Raw genomic sequence first — 15,830 nt, 5'->3', positions numbered from 1 at the left:
TTTGCATTACAGTAGGTTGAGCTGCTGCATGGCGCTGCGAATGCGCTCGCGGGTCGCTTCCGACAGTGGCATCACCGGCAGCCGGCACTCTTCACTGCAGAAACCGAGCAGAGAGGCGGCATATTTGGCACCGGCCGGGCTCGGCTCGGCAAACATCGCCTGATGAAGCGGAATGAGCTGGTCTTGCAGTTCACGCGCTTCTTGCCACTTGCCAGCCAGCGCCAGATTTTGCACCTCGGCCACCAGCTTGGGGGCCACGTTGGCGGTCACCGAGATACAGCCCTGACCACCGCCGATGTTGTAGGCAACAGCGGTGGCATCCTCACCGGAGAGCCAGGCAAAGGGCTTTTTGATCAGCTGGCGCTCGGTCCAGGGGCGCGCCAGATCGCCAGTGGCGTCTTTCACCCCGGCAATCCGTGGCAGTTCGGCCAAACGGGCCAGGGTCGCGGGTTGCACATCAACGATGGCGCGCGGCGGGATGTTGTAGACGATGATGGGTTTGCTGGTCGCGTCGTGCACTGCCTTGAAGTGGTGGTAGAGCCCCTCCTGATTGGGGCGGTTGTAGTAACCGGCCACATGCAGGGTGGCATCTGCACCGACCCGCTCGGCATATTGGGTATATTCGATCGCCTCGACCGGGTTGTTGGAACCAGCACCGGCAATCACCGGAATGCGGCCAGCGACCTGTTTGACCACCAGCTCCACCACCCGGCAGTGCTCATCGTGGGTCAGGGTCGGGCTCTCACCCGTGGTACCCACCGGCACAATGCCGTGAGTACCCTGCTCGATATGCCACTCAACCAGACGCAGTAGCGCCTCTTCATCCAGCTTTCCCTGTCGAAACGGGGTAATCAACGCAACGATTGAACCTTGAAACATGGGATCTCCTTCTCCGGTTTGACGCTCAAATGGCAATAAAAAACCCCGGTTCGATGTGCGCAACCGGGGTTTGAATCTTCTCAGGGATGAGAGGTTACGCGCGAACGTCGGCAGGCCCGAATGTCAGGCTTTTTTTATGCTTTCGTTTCAACCCGTTGAACCGCATTGACTCATCTCTGCTCAAAAAATGGTGTCTGGGCATATTTCGGGAACACAGCATAAATGTCAAGGCGAAAGGGGCTATGTATAATGGCCGCCCAAAATTGCGTGGAGAGACCCGATGAGCTGCCCAATCAGTGCCGTCAGCCAGATGCTGGAACGAAACCAAGCCCTCTTTGTCGGCAAGCGGCTACTTGTCTGTGGCGCGCTGGAGGATGACTACCCCCGCCAGCTGGCCACTCTGGCCCAATCTCTGACCGTCTTTACTACCGATTACTGCTACTACCGCAGCCAGCAGGCAGCCCTCGGCGAGGCCATTCTGTTCGACCACCAGCTGGGCGGAGCTCCCCGCTTCGATGCCCTGTTGTTGCTGATGCCCAAGGCGAAAGCCGAGGCGCAGTATTTGCTGGCCATGATGACCCCCCTGCTGGAGGCGGGCGCCGACCTGTTCCTCGCCGGCGAAAACCGTGGCGGCATCAATGGCGCAGACAAGCTGCTGGCCCCCTATGGCGACAAGCCGATCAAGCGCGATTCGGCGCGCCGCTGCTCTCTCTATCATGGCGAGCTGAGCAAACCGGTCGCTCCGTTCAATCTGGATAGCTGGTTTGGCCGCTATCAGTGCAAAGCCGGCGAGACCAAGCTCACCGTGCTGGCGTTGCCCGGCGTATTCAGCGCGGCCGAGCTGGACCTCGGCACCCAGATGCTGCTGGCAACCGTGCCGGCCATGAAGGGTTCACTGCTCGATTTCGGTTGCGGTGCCGGGGTGATTGGCTCCGTGCTGGCCAAACGCAATCCCGGACTCAAGGTCACCATGGTGGACATCAATGCGCTGGCGCTGGAATCGAGCCGCCGCACCCTGGCCATCAACGGTCTCCAAGGGGAGGTTCATGCCTCTGACGTCTACTCCGACATCACGGGATCGTTTGACCAGATTGTCTCCAACCCCCCTTTCCATGCCGGGCTCAAGACCTTCTATGCGGCGACCGAAACCTTCCTCGCCAAGGCGCCTGAATTTTTACGTCCCCATGGCAGCCTGACCATAGTTGCCAACGCATTCCTGCGCTATCAGCCTATACTGGAAGCACACTTCAAACGGACGGAAGTGAGCAACAGCGACGCCAAATTCAAGGTCTATCTGAGCAAAGTGTAAATAAGTGTAAGCAGTACAATAAAACCGCTAGAGAGCGCCATCCGGAATCTGATAAGGTACTAGAAGCACAGCAAAAACACCCCTTTAGGGGTGTTTTTATGCCGAAGGTTGAAAACCTTTTCATACATGTTTATTCAGGGAGAGAAATACGATGGCTGGCATTTTGACCATGATCCTGGCCGGAGGTGAAGGTACTCGCCTGCAGCCTTTGACAACCACCCGCAGCAAGCCGTCGGTACCCTTTGGCGGCAGCTACCGGCTAATCGACTTTGTCCTCAACAATTTCGTCAACGCAGACTTTCTGCGTATCTACGTCCTCACCCAGTTCAAATCCCAGTCCCTCTATCTGCACATGAAGAAAGGCTGGAATATCGTCGGCATCACTGACCGCTTTATCGACCCCATACCGGCCCAGATGCGGATGGGCAAGCGCTGGTATGACGGCACCGCCGACGCCATCTACCAGAACCTCGGCTTTATCGAGCGGGCCGAACCGGATCATGTCTGCATCTTCGGCTCCGACCACATCTACAAGATGGATGTGAGCCAGATGGTGAGCTTCCACAAGCAGAAAAATGCCGCAATGACAGTCGCAGCCCTGCGCATGCCTATTGCAGAGGCTAGCTCGTTCGGGGTAATCGAGGTGGATGCCGAAGGACGGATGATCGGCTTTCAGGAAAAACCGAAACAGCCCAAACACATACCTGGCGATCCCACCCAGGCGCTGGTCTCCATGGGCAACTACATCTTCGAGACCGAAGCCCTCTGCCGCGAGCTGAAGCGGGATGCCGCAGAGGAGAACTCCAGCCATGACTTTGGCAAGGATGTGATCCCCAGCCTCTACCCAAGGGCTCCAGTCTATGTCTACGACTACAGCACCAACGTGATCCCGGGCGAAAAACCCAACGTCTACTGGCGCGATGTGGGCACCCTGGACTCCTACTGGCAGGCGCACATGGATTTGGTGGCCGACAACCCTCTCTTCTCTCTCTACAACCGCAAGTGGCCGCTGCACACCCACTACCCGGCCCTACCGCCAGCAACCTTCATCGACAGCGACGAGTGCAAGGTGAAGATCGCCAACTCGCTTATCTCCGCCGGTTGCTTCATTCAGGGCAGCCAGATCCAGCGCTCCATCCTCGGTTTTCGCTGCAACATCGGCGCCTGCAGTCACATCAGTGAGTCTGTGCTGCTGGGGGATGTGAAGATTGGCGAAGGGTGCTCCATCCGGCGCGCCATCATTGATAAAAACGTTGAAATTGCGCCAGGCACCGTTATCGGTGAAAATCTCGACCACGATAGAGAACGATTTACCGTATCCGAAGGCGGTATCGTGGTGGTACCTAAGGGAGCAAGAGTTGGCTATTAACCCACTGAAAATCCTGTTTGTTGCCTCGGAGGTCGAGGGGCTGGTCAAGACTGGTGGCCTGGCGGATGTAGCCAGAGCACTGCCAATGTATCTGGCCCAGAAGGGGCATGATGTCAGAATCATGCTCCCCTTCTACAAGACGATAAAACACCGGGATGAGGCAAAACTGGTGGCATCGCGCTGGCTGCCCACCCACCCGGGTCTGCCGGATATCGGTTATCGCATCTACCAGATGGGGCTGGATGGTGTTTGCATCTATCTCATCGACTGCCAGCAATATTTCGACCGCCCCCAGCTTTATGCTGAAAACAATCAGGCTTATCCGGACAACGGCGAGCGCTTTGCCTTCTTCTCGGCAGCAGCCCTCCATGCCTGTGAGCAACTTGGTTTCGCCCCGGACATCGCCCACTGCAACGACTGGCACACTGGCCTGTTGCCGCTTCTGTTGAAAACCCGCCATGCCCATAACCCCTTCTTCCAGCAGACCCGCAGCGTGATCAGTATTCACAACGCGGCGTTTCAGGGGGTATTCGGGCGGGAGCAGTTCTGGGCCATGCCCGAGATCGCCGACTACGAGCGCCGCATCAACTACGACTACGGCCACGTCAATCTGCTCAAGTGCGGGGTTCTTTATGCTGACAAGATCAATGCGGTCAGCCCCAACTATGCCCAGGAGCTGCTGACTCACCTTGGTGCCCACGGCATGGCACACATCTTCCAGCAGCGGGCTGCCGACCTTTGCGGCATCCTCAATGGTTGCGACTACAAGGACTGGGATCCCGAGTTCGACGAACTCCTGCCCGCAACCTATAGCGTCGACAATCTGACCGGCAAGCAGGTGTGCAAAGAGAGCCTGCAACAAGAGGTTGGTCTGCCAGTCGCAAACCTGCCTATCTATGGCATGGTATGCCGCCTGACCGAGCAGAAGGGTGTCCCCCTGCTGATCCCGGCGCTGGAGAAATTTCTCCACCATCAGGTACAAGTGGTGATCGTCGGCTCTGGCGATCCTGCGCTCGCCACGCAACTGCAAACCATGGCCCGGGATTACCCGGACAAGCTCGCCTTCATCAATGCCTATGATGACCGACTGGCCCATCTGGTTGAAGCCGGAGCAGACTTCTTCCTGATGCCCTCGCTGTTCGAACCTTGTGGGCTCAACCAGATGTACAGCCTGGCCTATGGCACCCTGCCACTGGTGCGCGCGGTGGGTGGACTGAAAGATACCGTGGTCGACTGGGATGCCGATCCCGAGCATGCCACAGGCTTCTGCTTCAATGACCCAACCGCCGCCATTTTGCTCGATACCATGCGTCGCAGCCTGCTCTATTTCCTGCAAGACAGGGAAAAATTTGCCAAGGTGCAGCGCAATGCCATGAACACCCGCTTCAACTGGCCCGACTCGGTCACCCAGTACGAGCAGATGTATCTGAGCGCATTGGGCCGTTACTGAGCTAGCCACTCGGGCAGATTGCTGAAGTTTTGTCCCTTTGGTATGTCTTTAAGCGTCAACAGCGAAAAAAGTCCCCTTTGGCTGTTGACGCTCCCCCAAAACTCTATAGAATCCCCCTCCGCAGTGATGCGAAGGTGGCGGAATTGGTAGACGCGCTAGGATGCGAAGGTGGCGGAATTGGTAGACGCGCTAGCTTCAGGTGTTAGTGTCCCACGGATGTGAGGGTTCGAGTCCCTCTCTTCGCACCAATACTGCCATGCTGATTCAGCAGCATGTAAATCCAACTAGAAAACCCGAATGTGCGAAGGTGGCGGAATTGGTAGACGCGCTAGCTTCAGGTGTTAGTGCCCCCCGGGTGTGAGGGTTCGAGTCCCTCTCTTCGCACCATGCTTCTCCAGACAGCATGTAAATCAAAACTGGTAACACAATGTGCGAAGGTGGCGGAATTGGTAGACGCGCTAGCTTCAGGTGTTAGTGTCCCACGGATGTGAGGGTTCGAGTCCCTCTCTTCGCACCATGCTTTTATCAGACAGCATGTAAATCCAGACTGATAACCCGATGTGCGAAGGTGGCGGAATTGGTAGACGCGCTAGCTTCAGGTGTTAGTGCCCCCCGGGTGTGAGGGTTCGAGTCCCTCTCTTCGCACCATGATTCTGACATGTAAAAACAGAGCAATGCGCTCCAACCGCATTTAAAAACCAGCTGGAAAAAATCAGTGTGCGAAGGTGGCGGAATTGGTAGACGCGCTAGCTTCAGGTGTTAGTGTCCCACGGATGTGAGGGTTCGAGTCCCTCTCTTCGCACCATTCATTACGCAAAAGGCCCATCACGAAAGTGACGGGCCTTTTGTTTTTAATCCTTGTTATGGCTATGCTTTTGACGACTCACTGCTCATCGTCATGCCAAGGAACGCATATGATACTGGATACCGACATTCACAACTTCTACGAGCATCTGGTGCTCAAAGAGATTGAAAAACAGGGGCTGCAGCAAAAACTCAGCAGCGACCAGATGGCCGATCTCTGCTGCCTTACCCTCAACCAGCTCCCCTCCCACTATATTCGCCACGATGTCGACATGATCTACTTCCTGACCGATGCCAAACGGAGCGAGATGGAGAAAAATGTCGTTGAGTCGCTCAAGCAGGCCCAACAGAAGATCAAGCAGGCTCCCGTCAAACACGCATAAGGCCTACTAGCCGGTATGCTGCCAGAGCAGGGCCACCACGCCGGTCAGCCCTGCCACTGGCAACAGGATCAGTGCCGGTTTCAATCTGGGTTCAAGCATCATCCAGGCAGCCAGCAGAAATCCCAGACTCCAGATGCCGTACTCTTTGTCATGGCCCCATCCGAGCACAACCAACCCGGCTAGCAGCATCACTCCCCGCACCACCCAGTTCATGTTTTGCCTCCCCACAAAGATAATGATAATAATTATCATGTTCATAAGTGGAAGATGCAACCCTCCTCCAGCGCAAGACTCAAAATAGGCTTTTATGCCAATAAAGCGCTCAAAAACGGGTTATGAGATCAACAATTCTGTGATTTTTTCAATCAAAAGTGCAATTTTGCCAATTTGGTTAGGCTTTAACCCTCCTACTTTGTGGTAGATTGCGGCCTCTTTTTGGGTTGGCCCCTCGGGATATGCGTATCCACAGGATGAGAGGAGCCAACCTTGGCGAGCAAGAGTTTAGGAAGTATCTATGCAAAACCAACAAAACCACATCCGATTGCCGAGCATGTTGCAGGTGTTTGCCTGCCTGGCCATTTTCCTGGCTCTGGCATTCTCGTTCACCAGCGTGCTCGATCTGCCTATCCAGCTGGCACTGTTCATCGCCTGGTTCGTCATCATGGGGCTTGGTATCAAGCTCGGTCATGACTACAAATCCCTGGAGCAAGCCGCCGTTGATGGGGTATCCAAGGGGATGGGGGCCATCCTGATCCTGGTCTCCGTCGGAGCACTGGTCGGCACCTGGATCGCTGGCGGCATCGTACCCAGCATCATCTACTTCGGCCTCAAGGTAATTCACCCCTCCATCTTCCTGCTGGCGACCCTGATCATCTGCTCGCTGACCTCGCTGGCCACCGGCACCTCCTGGGGTTCGGCCGCCACAGCCGGCATCGCCATGATGGGGATTGGCCACAGCCTCGGCGTACCTGCGCCTCTGGTTGCCGGTGCCGTGCTCTCCGGCGTCTATTTCGGTGACAAGCTCTCCCCGCTCTCCGACTCTGTCGTGCTGGCCTCCACCATGTCCAACGTCGACGTGGTGGAGCACATCAAGGGGATGCTGCCAATCAGCCTGCTCTCCTACATCATTACCGCCGTGCTGTTCACTGTGGTCGGCATGCAGTATTCGGGCAACGTCAGCCTGGAGCAGGTCAATCTGGTGATGGAAGCGCTCGACAAGCAGTTCAACATCACCCCGCTGGCCATCGTGCCCGTGGTGCTGGTGCTGGGCCTGCTGGCCAACCGCAAACCTGCCTTCCCGGTGATCAGTTTCGGTGCCCTGCTGGGCCTGATCTGGGCGATCCTGTTCCAGGACATGGATCCGGTGAAAGCGATGCACTCTGCCTACAGCCCGTTTGCCATCACCTCCGGGATCGACTTCATCGACAACATCCTCGGTCGTGGCGGCATGGAGTCCATGCTGGGCTCGGTAGCTGTCATCATCTTCGGTCTGGGCTTTGGCGGCCTGCTGGAGAAGGTAGGCATCCTCTCCGTCATCGCCAGCGCCTTCGAGAAGCGCATCAACAGTGCCGGTAGCCTGACTACCCACACCATTGGCACAGCCTTCCTGGCCAACGTGTTCGGCTCCGCCATGTATGTGTCGCTGATCCTGACCCCCAAGATCATGGCCAAGAACTACGACCGGCTGGGGCTGGCACGCAAGAACCTCTCTCGCAACGCCGAGTTTGGTGGCACCCTTACTTGCGGCATGGTGCCCTGGAGCGACAATGGCATCTTCATGGCCGGAGTTCTGGGGGTTGCCACTCTCGACTACCTCCCCTACATGTGGCTGAGCTTCACCTGCATCATTGTGACCATCACCCTCGCCTACATGGGCAAGGCGGTGAACAGGGTTCCGCTGGTAGCGGCAGCAAGCTCCCGCTAACTGCACCAATCAAAAAGGCGCCTCATCGGCGCCTTTTTATTTCCACTCCAACCCTCTGCACAAAGAAAAACGGCCCTCGTTGCCGAGAGCCGCTGCGTCTGATCGTCGGGATCGATCAGATGGAGAAGCTGGAACCACAGCCACAGGTAGTGGTTGCATTGGGATTGGTCACGGTAAAACGTGAACCTTCCAGCCCCTCGGTGTAATCCACACTGCCGCCAACCAGATACTGGAGACTCATCGGATCGATCACCATGGTGACGCCATTCTTCTCGACCACGGTATCGCCGTCGTTGATCTTCTCATCAAAGGTAAAGCCATACTGGAAACCAGAGCAGCCCCCACCCGTGATGTAGACCCGCAGCTTGAGCTCCGGATTCTCTTCTTCGGTGATCAGGTTCTTCACCTTGTTGGCTGCCGCATCCGTCATCTGGATGGGCAGCGGGGCTTCTGCTACTGCACTCATTACTGACCTCACAACCATTAGATCCACAAACATGGAAACCGCGAAATTATCCAATACCCGACCATTCAGTTCAAGTATTCACCACGTTTAACCTGCAGCGGGCACCGGAGCAGGCGGTGCGGCGACTAGCGGCTTAAGCGCATCGGCCCACTCAACCAGCAGCTCCTGCGCCGGTTGCCGGCCATCCTTGTTGATGGTGACCCGGATCCGATCCGGCACAAACCCTTCCGGCAGTTGCCAGTTCCCCTCCAGCAGCTGGAAATAGCGCAGGGAGTAGCGCCACTCGCTCACCTTCATGCCCAGATCCCGCCCGGACAGCACTTTTGGCTTGTCGCCAAGGCTCCCCTCGACCCGGATCTGCACCTGACCGCGAAACAGCTCGCGCTTCTTGGCGGGCTGGGTCAAGGCCAGTCGATAGTGGTAACGACCCGGAATGCTGCTCTCCTGCAGAGTCAGGTTGTCGATTACCACCCCAACCTGCTCGCCAGTCGGGCGCATGATCCGCTCGAAAAAGGCCAGCTGGCGCTTGAGCTCCTGCACCTGCGCCTCCTGACTCTTCAGGGTGGTCTGCAGCTGCTCGAAGGCGGCTCGCTGGGTGGCGAGCTGGGTATCCTTGAGACCGAGCTCCATCTTGAGCTGGCTGATGGCATTGCTCTGGCGATCCAGCGTCTCCTGCTGAACCCCCAGCAAGCTGCTCTGGGCCAGATCCTGATGGTTGCCGGCAAAATAACCGGCCAGCCCACCTACTGCGAACACCACCAATAACTTCAATAGGTTGGACATAGCCCTCTTTCCCGTTATTTGCCTCAGAGCGGCAACTGCGACCTCCTTTCACTATACCGCCCTAACCGAAGCCACAGGCGGTGATGATGAAAATTAACTGGTGGCCACGCTGCCATCACCCCGCTTTTGACGCGCGGCAAGTCGTAAAGTTCGCTCAAGGATCTGGGAATAGATGGGACGACCGCCCAGCGCTTGTGCCACAAGGGTGGCTCCCATGGTGGTGATCATCATCGGCAGGATCAGCTGGTAGTTGTCGGTCATCTCGGTGACCAGCACGATCCCCGTGATGGGCGCTCGCACCGTCGCGGCAAACAGCGCCCCCATGCCGGCAATGGCAAAGGCGCCGGGCTCGATGCCAAGCTCCGGAAAAGCCGCGTGGAACAGATGACCAAACACCACGCCAAACAGGGTGCCGAGGGCCAGCGTCGGCGCAAACACCCCGCCGGGCGCACCGGAGCAGAAGCAGATCAGGGTCGCCACCAGACGAATGGAGAAGATAAGGAACAGGGTCGCCATCGCATACTCGCCCCCCATCAGATGGGGAATGAGCTCAGTGCCACCGCCCGTCACCGAGGGGGCAAACAGCGACAGCACGCCGAAAGTACCGGCAACCAGCATACCGATGGCCACGAAACGGTGCCGTTTGTTCTGGTGCAGTGCCAGATAACCATCCTGACAGGCCAGCACCAGCTTGTTGAAAACAAAGCCCAGTACGCCGAAGCTGGCCCCCATAAAGAGGAACAGCCAGAGCGCCTTGAGGGCTGGAGCATCGTAGTGCGGCAGAGTGATCACCGCCCCCTGTCCCTTCATGTTTTGCAGCATCAGGGTCGCCATGATGGCAGAGATCCCCACCGCCTTGATGGCCAGGAAGGAGTAACGAAACTGCGGCCGCATCTCCTCCATCACGAACAGGATCCCCGCCAGCGGTGCATTGAAGGCCGCTGCCAGACCACCCGCCGCACCGGCTGCCAGCAAGGCGTGGCCATGCTCCTTGGGCAGCCGGAAGATATCCGCCACCATCTTGCCAAGGTTGCCGCCGATCTGCACCGAAGGCCCTTCCCGTCCCAACACCATGCCGGAGCTCAGGGTACACACGCCACCGAAGAACTTGACCGGCAACACCCGCCACCAACGCACCGGACGCAGGTCCTCCATCGCCCCCTCGATTTCGGGAATGCCGGAGCCACCGGCCTCGGGGGCAAAAGTATGAGTCAGGAAGTAGCCGATACACCCCAGCATGGCGCTGAAGCCAAAGCCAAGCAGGCCGAGCTGCCACCATGGGCGATCAGCCAGCAGGGCGAGCCGCTGCTCTGCCAGCCAGTGCACGCCTGACTCGAACAGGCCGCAGACCAGTCCGGCCAAGGTGCCGACCAGTGCCGCCAGCAGCAGAACCAGCAAGGGCATCCTGTCTTGCCGAATGATTCGGGAAACCGACCCACGCGGCGAGGCGGACGGTTCGGAAGAAGAGAGAGCTTGTTGCGCCATCTTGTTACACCAACTTGGAAACACCATATCGTCAGCTAGCTGAGATCAGGATCACCCGACGCGTTGCTCGGCTGCCCAGGGCTGGGGCTTTCTGCTATAGTCGGCCCGTTAAATTTTTGTCACGGGAGCAGACCGAGAGTCCGGGTGGCGAGAGCGCAAAGCATACTCCTGATGCCCCTACCTGCCGAGTCTCGATCGACTGCTTTCTCCTGCGTGACGACCAAAATCCCATTAAGGATGATCCATGTCAAAATCAGATCAGCTGTTTGAACAGGCCCGCCAGACCATTCCGGGTGGCGTCAACTCACCGGTCCGCGCCTTCAATGGGGTCGGCGGCACGCCCCGCTTCATCGATCACGCCGATGGCGCCTACCTCTATGACGTGGATGGTCAGGCCTATGTGGATTACATCGGTTCCTGGGGCCCCATGCTGCTGGGCCACAACCACCCGGCCATCAAGGCCGCCGTCATCAAGGCGGTGGAAAAAGGGCTGAGCTACGGCGCGCCGACCGAGATCGAAGTGCTGATGGCCGAGAAAGTGCGCCAGATCGTCCCCTCCATGGAGCAGGTCCGAATGGTCAACTCCGGCACCGAGGCGACCATGAGCGCCATCCGGCTGGCCCGCGGCTATACCGGCCGCGACAAGATCGTCAAATTCGAAGGCTGCTACCACGGCCACGCCGACTCCCTGCTGGTCAAGGCCGGTTCCGGCGCCCTGACTCTGGGTCAGCCCAACAGCCCGGGTGTACCGGCTGATTTCGCCAAGCACACCCTGACCTGCGTGTTCAACGATCTGGCGTCGGTGCGCAAAGCCTTCACCCAATACGGCAGCGAGATCGCCTGTATCATCGTCGAGCCGGTCGCAGGCAACATGAACTGCATCCCGCCGGTACCCGGCTTCCTGGAGGGGCTGCGCGCCATCTGCGACGAGTTCGGCGCCCTGCTGATCCTGGACGAGGTGATGACCGGTTTCCGTGTCTCCCTGCGCGGTGCCCAGGGCCACTACAACATCGACCCGGATCTCACCACCCTCGGCAAGATCATCGGTGCCGGCATGCCAGTCGGCGCCTTCGGCGGCAAGAAGAAGGTGATGCAGCACATCGCCCCGACAGGCCCCGTCTATCAGGCTGGTACTCTCTCCGGCAACCCGGTGGCCATGGCTGCCGGCCTCACCATGCTGGATCTGCTGCTGGAGCCGGGCCTCTATGAGCAGCTGAGCGCCAAGACTGCGCGTGTTGCGGAAGGACTGAAAGCGGCCGCTGCCAAACACGGCATCCCGCTCGCCATCAACTATGTGGGTGGCATGTTCGGCTTCTTCTTCACCGACGAGCCCGAAATCACCCGCTACGAGCAGGTCACTCGCTGCGACATGGAACGCTTCAAGCGCTTCTATCACCTGATGCTCGAAGAAGGCGTCTATCTGGCGCCGAGCGCCTACGAGGCAGGCTTCCTGTCGCTGGCTCACGGCGACAAGGAGATTGAACATACTCTGGCAGCCGCCGAACGCAGCTTCGCCAAGCTGGCTGGCTAAATCGCCGCTGCTTGTCACAAAAGGGCCCGTCACGGGCCCTTTTCCATATCTGCAATCTACGCCCGCTTCTGGTGCACCCCCGACCTCCTACCCCACTTATTTGCCACCCTATGGTGCAACCTCATCCGCTCAGCCTGTCATATATCGGGCCCACTATTTGCACACACGCTAAAGGAGCCCACGTCACCGAGGTCCATATGGCAGAGATGAGCCCCATCGATGTATTGCGACGTTATCAGGAGTATCAGGTTGAGCTGACGCCACTGATCCATGGTTTGCTCTGCGCGCCTCTCGCTGCGCTCAAGGAGTACCCCTTTATCATCAGCATCGACCGCTATCAGGGGCCGGCTTGCATCTTGTCGCCACGCCCGAGCACGCAGAACCGCTTGCAACTGATCGCCCGTGGGGAGGGACGAGAGTTGACCCTCTGCCTCAACCAACTGATAGCCTGGCTGATGGGAGACAGAGAGCGGCGCCGCGCCATGCCCTGGTTCAAGACCATCTATGTGGTGCTCAGCATGGCGCTGTTCCTCATCGTTGCGACGCTCATCTGGCATGGACTGGAACAGCTCTATCTGCTGCTATGCGGGGCGCAGCAGAACCGACTGGGGGCCCTCAGCGCCATTATCTTCCTGACGCTGGCACTGGCGGTATTCGATCTCGGCAAAACCATTCTGGAGGAGGAGGTGCTGCTGCATAAGGATATCTTCCGCCACAGCGCCATAAGACGCACCATCACCCGCTTCATCGCCGCCATTCTGATCGCGGTCTCTATCGAAGGGCTGTTGCTGCTATTCAAAGGGTCGCTCGGCCAGAGCGAACTGCTCTGGCCTGCGATTGGGGTGATGGGGTGTGCGGTGGGATTGCTGCTGGCCCTCGGACTCTATGTCTTTCTCGGGGCCAGAGCGGAAGCGGCACTGGTGCAGGCTAACCAGCGATATCCGCAGCCAGCTGCGCGGTGGGGCGACGAGCAGCCCGCCAGGAGGCGTACATGGTCCAGGAGGTATAGATGACAATAAAGGCAACCAGCCACTTCAGCATCGCCATATCCATCGACTTGACCAGCATGGCCGCCAGCACCACACCAACCGGGCCAAAGATGGCAACCGCCAGCACCGCTTTGGCATCAAATGCCCCCTTGCGGATAAAGGTGCCTGCGGAGAAAACGCTAAGTACCGCGGTAGAGCCCATCATGATGGGGAACGCCGCCAGCGGGTTCATTCCGAGCAGATAGACCAGCGTCATGCAGGGGGCGAACAGACCGATCCCGACATTCATCAGGACACCGAAGATAAAGTTGCCGATCAGGGCGATCACCAGCTTGTAGCCACTGAGCCCCATGGCATCGCCACCGACCGGGAAGAGGCCGAGCAGGCCGGCAAAAATCAGCCCGGCAACGACCAGCAGAGAGACCGCCATCACCAGCCGGATGGTCTGCCGATCAAACGAGGCGACATGACGCGCCCCCCAGGCAGCTCCAGCTGCGGCAGCAATCATCATGCTGATCAGCGTCAGCGGCTCCACCGCTACTGCGCCGACGAAGATTAGCGACTGAGTCACGGTCGGCAACACGCACTGGCCGTTGAGAGTACCCGGCAACAGACGATCATCGATCAGCTTGAACTGCTTGTAGCAGGCTGTTTTGACCGCAAAGCTGCCAACCCCCAGGGTATCGAGAAAGTTCGCGACACCGCCGATCAGCGCCACAGGCCAGAAGGGGGTAGACTCAAAAGTCCCATTGCATCGTTTTTGCCAGCACGCTTGTACCAGCATAAAGATGAATACCAAACCGCCAGCAATAAAAACAAGCCGTAAAATATCAACTAACATCGAGGTTTTCTCCTGCAAGGGACGCGATTCTAAGGCAGGCAGCAGAAAAAATCCTGACCTGAATTAAGCAACTCTCACAAGCGACTGCGGGACGCTTAAATAAATACGAATGGAAGTCGAACGACTCTGCTAATACTTGTTACTGAGACCGAGAGGTCGAGTCCTGCGCACGTTGTTATGGTCCTTTCGCGACGACCACCTGTGACTCGGGACATAAAGAGAAGAGGGCCGGTAGCAATACCGACCCTCTTTTTATTCCGTCAGGATACAAGCACGTTACTGGATGCTTTTGCCAGCACGCACGTCCTTGACGAAGCTTTTCAGGCTTGCCAAATCCCGTGGTGCACCACGCAGGATCTGGTCACCGATGATAAAGGCGGGAGTGCCGGAAATACCGAGCGCTTCAGCCAGAGCCCGGTTGGTTCCCAGATTCTGATCGATGCTGCCATCCTTGATCTTGGCCTCTACCTTGCTCCAGTTAACATCGGCCTCTTCTGCCACCTTCTTGACCTGCGCTTCATCGGAGAGCGGGCCCTGATGGGCATAGAGCTTCTCATGGAAAGCCTGGTACTTGTCGGGCTGACCCAGCTGAACGGCCAGTGCGGCGCGCGCAGCGAAATAGGAGGTTTCGCTCAGGATCGGGAACTGCTTGTAGATGTAGCGAATATCCTTGTCCTCAGCCATCAGCTGCTCGACCAGCGGATGTGCCCGCTTGCAGTAACCGCAGTTGTAATCGAAGAACTCGACAATAGTCAGCGACCCCTTCGGATTGCCCATCTCGGGATCCTGGTTGGCATAAAGCTGCTTGGAGTGAGCCTTGATCAGCGCCTTGTCACTCTCGGCCTGCTGGCTCTCCTGCTTGGCACGCAGGGCATTGGACATCTCGACCAGGATCTCGGGATTCTTGACCAGATAGTCGCGAACGATCTGCTCGACATCACTCTTGGTCAGCTCGCTCGCCTGCACCGGCGATGCCAGCAAGGTTACGCCCGCCAGAGCGCAAAACAGGGCATTTTTAATAGTCATAACGTTATCTTGCAGAGGATATGATGGAGGCCACTATAGTGGTGGACTCTCTTTTCAAGTCAAGCAATCAGACCAAAAAAGCACTCATTCCAACCAGTTTGCCCATTTAATCGGTCATTTCGTGCAATTAACCAGCAATCGAACCAGCCGGGGATTTACAACCCTGATCAGCATGGTAATATTCGCCGCACTGCTGCGGAGGGGTGGCAGAGCGGCTGAATGCACCGGTCTTGAAAACCGGCGATGGGCGACCATCCGTGGGTTCAAATCCCACCTCCTCCGCCATTTATTCCGAGCCCACGCGACGTAAGTTGCGTGGGCTTTTTGTTTTTACCCCTTCTCTATATCCCGTCACTTTACCTTTCATGGCGTTTCATATGCCGCCTCACTATAACCCACCACTTAAACACACTGTTTTCTACCCCCACTGCTTTCTGAACTGAAGGAGAGAGATTAAAACTCGGCAGGTAATGATGGAAAAGATCATCCGCTACGCCAGCGAACAGGGGATTGGCCAGCTCTCGGGCATGACCATGCCGAGCAATCGCGGCATGGTGACCCTCGCCAAGCGACTCGGCTTCACCATCGATG

The 15,830-nt window shown here is 57.7% G+C and carries 14 protein-coding genes and 6 tRNA genes; 13 read left to right on the top strand and 7 right to left on the bottom strand.

Annotated elements, in window-relative coordinates; genetic code table 11:
• Positions 1-6: 6 nt before the first annotated feature.
• A complete protein-coding gene (gene dapA / locus LG31_RS0108155) occupies positions 7-879 on the bottom strand; it encodes a 4-hydroxy-tetrahydrodipicolinate synthase (RefSeq protein ID WP_033113982.1) in 873 nt (290 codons plus the stop codon).
• Positions 880-1,159: 280 nt separating this feature from the next.
• Between dapA and rsmC the strand changes: the two genes are divergently transcribed.
• From rsmC to LG31_RS0108110, 9 genes are all read left to right on the top strand, one after another.
• Entirely contained in the window at positions 1,160-2,188 is a 1,029-nt protein-coding gene (gene rsmC / locus LG31_RS0108150; RefSeq protein ID WP_033113981.1) for a 16S rRNA (guanine(1207)-N(2))-methyltransferase RsmC, read from the top strand.
• Positions 2,189-2,339: 151 nt separating this feature from the next.
• Positions 2,340-3,557, top strand: a complete 1,218-nt coding sequence (gene glgC, locus LG31_RS0108145) for a glucose-1-phosphate adenylyltransferase (protein WP_033113980.1) — start codon at positions 2,340-2,342, stop codon at positions 3,555-3,557.
• A complete protein-coding gene (glgA, locus tag LG31_RS0108140) occupies positions 3,547-5,007 on the top strand; it encodes a glycogen synthase GlgA (RefSeq protein ID WP_033113979.1) in 1,461 nt (486 codons plus the stop codon). Before glgC ends, glgA begins: the two co-directional genes overlap by 11 nt.
• Positions 5,008-5,169: 162 nt before the next feature.
• Positions 5,170-5,255, top strand: a tRNA-Leu gene (locus LG31_RS0108135).
• Between the two features lie 53 nt (positions 5,256-5,308).
• Positions 5,309-5,394 (top strand) — tRNA-Leu (locus LG31_RS0108130).
• Between the two features lie 44 nt (positions 5,395-5,438).
• Positions 5,439-5,524 (top strand) — tRNA-Leu (locus LG31_RS0108125).
• 45 nt (positions 5,525-5,569) lie between these two features.
• Positions 5,570-5,655: transfer RNA gene (locus LG31_RS0108120), tRNA-Leu, on the top strand.
• A 71-nt stretch (positions 5,656-5,726) separates the two neighbouring features.
• A tRNA-Leu gene (locus LG31_RS0108115) sits at positions 5,727-5,812 on the top strand.
• 109 nt (positions 5,813-5,921) lie between these two features.
• Positions 5,922-6,194, top strand: a complete 273-nt coding sequence (locus LG31_RS0108110) for a late competence development ComFB family protein (protein ID WP_033113978.1) — start codon at positions 5,922-5,924, stop codon at positions 6,192-6,194.
• Positions 6,195-6,200: 6 nt separating this feature from the next.
• Here LG31_RS0108110 and LG31_RS0108105 read toward each other — a convergent pair whose 3' ends face one another.
• Positions 6,201-6,407, bottom strand: a complete 207-nt coding sequence (locus LG31_RS0108105) for a hypothetical protein (RefSeq protein WP_033114083.1) — start codon at positions 6,405-6,407, stop codon at positions 6,201-6,203.
• Positions 6,408-6,708: 301 nt separating this feature from the next.
• Here LG31_RS0108105 and nhaC point away from each other — a divergent pair, with 301 nt between their 5' ends.
• Positions 6,709-8,118: a Na+/H+ antiporter NhaC gene (nhaC, locus tag LG31_RS0108100; protein WP_033113977.1), complete on the top strand. Its 1,410-nt coding sequence runs from the start codon at positions 6,709-6,711 to the stop codon at positions 8,116-8,118.
• A 115-nt stretch (positions 8,119-8,233) separates the two neighbouring features.
• On the opposite strand, the gene erpA is transcribed toward nhaC, so the two are convergent.
• The 3 genes from erpA to clcA form a co-directional block, all read right to left on the bottom strand.
• On the bottom strand, positions 8,234-8,584 hold the full coding sequence (erpA, locus tag LG31_RS0108095; protein ID WP_005340225.1) for an iron-sulfur cluster insertion protein ErpA: 351 nt from the start codon (positions 8,582-8,584) through the stop codon (positions 8,234-8,236).
• 87 nt (positions 8,585-8,671) lie between these two features.
• On the bottom strand, positions 8,672-9,367 hold the full coding sequence (locus LG31_RS0108090; RefSeq protein WP_033113976.1) for a DUF6776 family protein: 696 nt from the start codon (positions 9,365-9,367) through the stop codon (positions 8,672-8,674).
• Positions 9,368-9,460: 93 nt separating this feature from the next.
• Positions 9,461-10,852 carry a H(+)/Cl(-) exchange transporter ClcA gene (clcA, locus tag LG31_RS0108085; protein WP_033113975.1) on the bottom strand — a complete coding sequence of 464 codons (1,392 nt, stop codon included), beginning with the start codon at positions 10,850-10,852 and terminating at the stop codon, positions 9,461-9,463.
• 244 nt (positions 10,853-11,096) lie between these two features.
• Here clcA and hemL point away from each other — a divergent pair, with 244 nt between their 5' ends.
• Positions 11,097-12,383 carry a glutamate-1-semialdehyde 2,1-aminomutase gene (hemL, locus tag LG31_RS0108080; RefSeq protein ID WP_033113974.1) on the top strand — a complete coding sequence of 429 codons (1,287 nt, stop codon included), beginning with the start codon at positions 11,097-11,099 and terminating at the stop codon, positions 12,381-12,383.
• Between the two features lie 197 nt (positions 12,384-12,580).
• Entirely contained in the window at positions 12,581-13,396 is an 816-nt protein-coding gene (locus LG31_RS20455) for a hypothetical protein (RefSeq protein WP_084059582.1), read from the top strand.
• Here the strand turns inward: LG31_RS20455 and LG31_RS0108070 are convergent.
• A complete protein-coding gene (locus tag LG31_RS0108070) occupies positions 13,311-14,213 on the bottom strand; it encodes a sulfite exporter TauE/SafE family protein (protein ID WP_033113972.1) in 903 nt (300 codons plus the stop codon). The two genes, LG31_RS20455 and LG31_RS0108070, sit on opposite strands and share 86 nt — an antisense overlap.
• Before the next feature lie 276 nt (positions 14,214-14,489).
• Positions 14,490-15,239 (bottom strand): DsbA family protein, encoded by a 750-nt coding sequence (locus tag LG31_RS0108065; protein ID WP_033113971.1) that lies wholly within the window; start codon positions 15,237-15,239, stop codon positions 14,490-14,492.
• Positions 15,240-15,436: 197 nt separating this feature from the next.
• Here LG31_RS0108065 and LG31_RS0108060 point away from each other — a divergent pair.
• Positions 15,437-15,524, top strand: a tRNA-Ser gene (locus tag LG31_RS0108060).
• Positions 15,525-15,830 lie beyond the last annotated feature (306 nt).

The sequence above is a fragment of the Aeromonas lacus genome (assembly GCF_000764665.1).
GTDB lineage: Bacteria > Pseudomonadota > Gammaproteobacteria > Enterobacterales > Aeromonadaceae > Aeromonas > Aeromonas lacus.
Note: the sequence above shows the minus strand (reverse complement) of the source record. Positions and strands in the feature narration are given on the sequence as shown.

Bases quoted from the DNA above. Each gene is read 5' to 3' on its own strand.
- glgC (WP_033113980.1), top strand. From the start codon at position 2,340: ATGGCTGGCATTTTGACCATGATCCTGGCCGGAGGTGAAGGTACTCGC.
- dapA (WP_033113982.1), bottom strand. From the start codon at position 879: ATGTTTCAAGGTTCAATCGTTGCGTTGATTACCCCGTTTCGACAGGGA.
- erpA (WP_005340225.1), bottom strand. From the start codon at position 8,584: ATGAGTGCAGTAGCAGAAGCCCCGCTGCCCATCCAGATGACGGATGCG.
- LG31_RS0108070 (WP_033113972.1), bottom strand. From the start codon at position 14,213: ATGTTAGTTGATATTTTACGGCTTGTTTTTATTGCTGGCGGTTTGGTA.
- LG31_RS20455 (WP_084059582.1), top strand. From the start codon at position 12,581: ATGGCAGAGATGAGCCCCATCGATGTATTGCGACGTTATCAGGAGTAT.
- rsmC (WP_033113981.1), top strand. From the start codon at position 1,160: ATGAGCTGCCCAATCAGTGCCGTCAGCCAGATGCTGGAACGAAACCAA.
- LG31_RS0108110 (WP_033113978.1), top strand. From the start codon at position 5,922: ATGATACTGGATACCGACATTCACAACTTCTACGAGCATCTGGTGCTC.
- hemL (WP_033113974.1), top strand. From the start codon at position 11,097: ATGTCAAAATCAGATCAGCTGTTTGAACAGGCCCGCCAGACCATTCCG.
- clcA (WP_033113975.1), bottom strand. From the start codon at position 10,852: ATGGCGCAACAAGCTCTCTCTTCTTCCGAACCGTCCGCCTCGCCGCGT.
- LG31_RS0108105 (WP_033114083.1), bottom strand. From the start codon at position 6,407: ATGAACTGGGTGGTGCGGGGAGTGATGCTGCTAGCCGGGTTGGTTGTG.
- nhaC (WP_033113977.1), top strand. From the start codon at position 6,709: ATGCAAAACCAACAAAACCACATCCGATTGCCGAGCATGTTGCAGGTG.
- LG31_RS0108090 (WP_033113976.1), bottom strand. From the start codon at position 9,367: ATGTCCAACCTATTGAAGTTATTGGTGGTGTTCGCAGTAGGTGGGCTG.
- LG31_RS0108065 (WP_033113971.1), bottom strand. From the start codon at position 15,239: ATGACTATTAAAAATGCCCTGTTTTGCGCTCTGGCGGGCGTAACCTTG.